This window comes from Desulfobacter sp. (assembly GCF_050177295.1).
On record NZ_JBFXHE010000491.1, the window covers coordinates 1 to 3,043 of the forward strand.

The following is a 3,043-nucleotide window of genomic DNA, read 5'->3' on the forward strand; positions in this document are numbered from 1 at the left end:
GTGAGGCGGGTCAGCTTTTCAGTGATATTGCCATTGCCGTTACCGCGTCAATTCTTTTCAGCCTGTTTGTTTCCGTTGCCGTGATCCCTGTTCTGACCAACCGGTTTTATGCCATGGGCACCCCGGGGAGGCAGACCGCCGGATCTTCGTTCTGGCGGCCTGTGGAAAAAGTGGGAGCTGGACTAAAAAACGTTTTAATGTCCGGCTCACATCTCTCCTTAAGAAGTAAATGGACCCGGATCTTAACGGTAACAGGATTTACCGCCGCCGCGATTTTGCTGACTATGGTTTTGCTCCCTCCTGCGGAATACCTTCCCCAGGGTAATCAGAACTATATTCTCAACCTGCTGATACCGCCCCCCGGGGCCTCGGTTGAAAAAAGAAAAGAGATTGGTAATTTCATCTACCGGGAAACCGCCGACTATTTTAAAGAGGACCAGAAAGACGGTGTGCCTATGCTCAAATATCTTTGGTACATGGCCACTGATAAGCTCAACGTGTTTGGTGGCATCTCCATCCATGATACCCAGGGCAGACAGATTATTCCTTTATTCCAGAGAATTACCCAGGCCATTCCGGATATGTTTGGTGTCTGCTTTCAGGTGGGAATTTTCAACCACCGCATCGGGAGCAGCCGGGCCGTGGATGTCAGTATTTCCGGAGAAGAGATGGATCGTATTACCCATGCCGGGCACACCCTTTACCGGGCCATCATGAAAGTGATTCCCGGTGCCCAGATCCGGCCGGTCCCCTCCCTGGAATCCACCTATCCCGAGGTGCACATCAATCCGGTTAAATGGAAACTTGCAGCCAACGGGTTGACCGAGGAAGATTTTGCCCTTTATCTGGATATTATGATGGACGGATGCAAAATTGATGATTACGCCCCCGAGGGAAAACGGGAGATCGACCTGGTGCTTAAAGGCGATGACGGGCGTTTTACCTCTCCTGAAGCACTCATGGACTGCCAGATTGTTACCCCCCCGGGCAAAAACATCCGGTTCCGGGATGTGGCAACCCTGGCGTACACCAGCGGGTTGGTCCAGATCGACCACCTGGAAAGAGACCGGACCGTGAAACTGGAGGTCAGCCCCCCCGAGGGGATAACCCTTCAGGAGGCCGCAGAAATGATCCGGGGACAGGTCCTTGCACCCATGCAGTCCGAAGGGAACCTTGACGGGACATCAGTCCGGGTCACGGGAAATGCCAACCGGCTCACCGAAACCCGGCAGGCCCTGCAATGGAACCTGTTCACAGCCCTGATCATCACCTTTTTACTTATGGCAGCCCTGTTTGAACATTTTTTCTATCCCTTAATCATCATGTTTACCATCCCCCTAGCCGGGGCCGGCGGATTCATGGGACTTAAGCTGGTCAATCTTTTTGTCTCCCCCCAGGGGTTTGACGTATTGACCATGCTGGGGTTTATTATTCTTATCGGAACGGTGGTCAACAACGCCATTCTTATTGTCCATCAGTCCCTGATCAATTTCAGAACCAGCCAACTGGCTGTTATTCCGGCCATTTCAGAGGCGGTGAGCACCCGTATCCGGCCGATTTTCATGAGTGCGGCTACCAGCATTTTCGGGCTTTTACCCCTGGTGCTTTCCTCGGGTTCCGGAAGTGAACTCTATCGCGGTATCGGCAGCGTGCTTCTGGGCGGGCTGTCCGTTTCAACCCTGTTCACCCTTTTTGTTATCCCGGCGCTGCTTTCTTTCTTCATGGGGCTGGAAACCAGGGGTAAAAAGGAGGCGGCCGATGATATTCAATAAAAACAACCCGTGGTCAACGCCATTGGAGTGCCTGGCTCTGGCGGCAGTTTTCCTGCTGGCTTTAGGTGCATCGGCTGCGGCCGTCACTTTGGATGAACTTATGGATACGGCCATGGACAAACGGGCCCTGATCAAGGCCCATGAGGCCATGTTGGAAAAAAGCGGACAAGAGGTACTCCTGGTCAAGGGGCGTTTTCTGCCAACCATTGATCTGGGATACCAGTATAATAATCTGGATCAGGCCGAGCTGTCGGAGACCGAACGCAGTTTTTTCCAAAGCCGGGCAACTGCCACCTGGAATCTGTTTTCAGGTTTCAAGGACATAAACGATCTGGATTCAGCGAAAAAACAGCAGGAAATCCGCCGGCTTATACTTAAGGGCGTCAAACAGGATATCCGTCTGGAAGTGGCCCTGGATTTTCTTGAGGTATTTGGTGCTGTGGCCAATCTGGAAGTGGCTGAAGATGCGTTAAGTCTTTATCGCAAAGAGCAGCACAATGTTGAATTAAAATACAAAGTAGGGGTGCTTAAAAAAAACGACTGGCTGAAAATTAAGGTGGAAGCAGCCAATGCGCTTCAGCAGGTCCACAAAGCCCGGGCTCTGCAGGAGCAGGCTGTCAATAATCTGGGGCTGAAAACCGTTACCCGGGTAAAGGCAACACAACTGGATTTTGGTTGTTTTAGCCATATTCCGGTTCTGGATGACCCGGCGCTTTACCAGACCCTTTTAATTGACAACCGAAGTGAGATCCAGGCGCTTCGCTGCCGTGTGGAGGATTTTAAGATCAGCGTTAATTCGGCCAAAGCCCAGTTTTATCCCAAGCTGGATCTTGTGTCCCAATACCTCACCCGTGATGACGGGCCCGGAACTTCCGATTCCGGGGAGGAATCCCGGATCATGCTCCGGGGCACCATAAACTTGTTTGACGGATTCCGTAAAAACCGGGAACTGGGAAAGGCCCGCCTGGACGTGGTTAAAGTCCGGGCAGACCTCACCGAACTTGAACGGGAGATGACCAACCACCTGGATAACCTTTTCCTGGATTTCAGTGTTTCCCTGAAAAACATGGATGTGGCTGACAAAAGCCGGACTGAGGCCCAGGAAAATCTTCGCATCACCCGGCTGGCTTTTGAAAAGGGCATGCTTACTTCGACGGATTTGCTGGATGCCATTTATTATCTGTCCAGGGCACGCTTCAAGCTTGTGGACAGCCGGATCACCATGTTTCGAAACCACTTTCGTATCTTAAGAATGGTTGAAACCCTTTGAT

General features: G+C 51.8%; 2 protein-coding genes. Both read left to right on the top strand.

Annotated elements, in window-relative coordinates:
* The coding region (locus tag AB7U36_RS21595) for an efflux RND transporter permease subunit (protein ID WP_428161674.1) at positions 1–1,772 on the top strand (1,772 nt) is incomplete at its 5' end.
* Entirely contained in the window at positions 1,759–3,042 is a 1,284-nt protein-coding gene (locus AB7U36_RS21600; protein ID WP_428161675.1) for a TolC family protein, read from the top strand. The genes AB7U36_RS21595 and AB7U36_RS21600, both read left to right, overlap by 14 nt.
* Position 3,043 lies beyond the last annotated feature (1 nt).

Coding starts and splice junctions, on each gene's coding strand:
- AB7U36_RS21600 (WP_428161675.1), top strand. CDS start 1,759: ATGATATTCAATAAAAACAACCCGTGGTCAACGCCATTGGAGTGCCTG.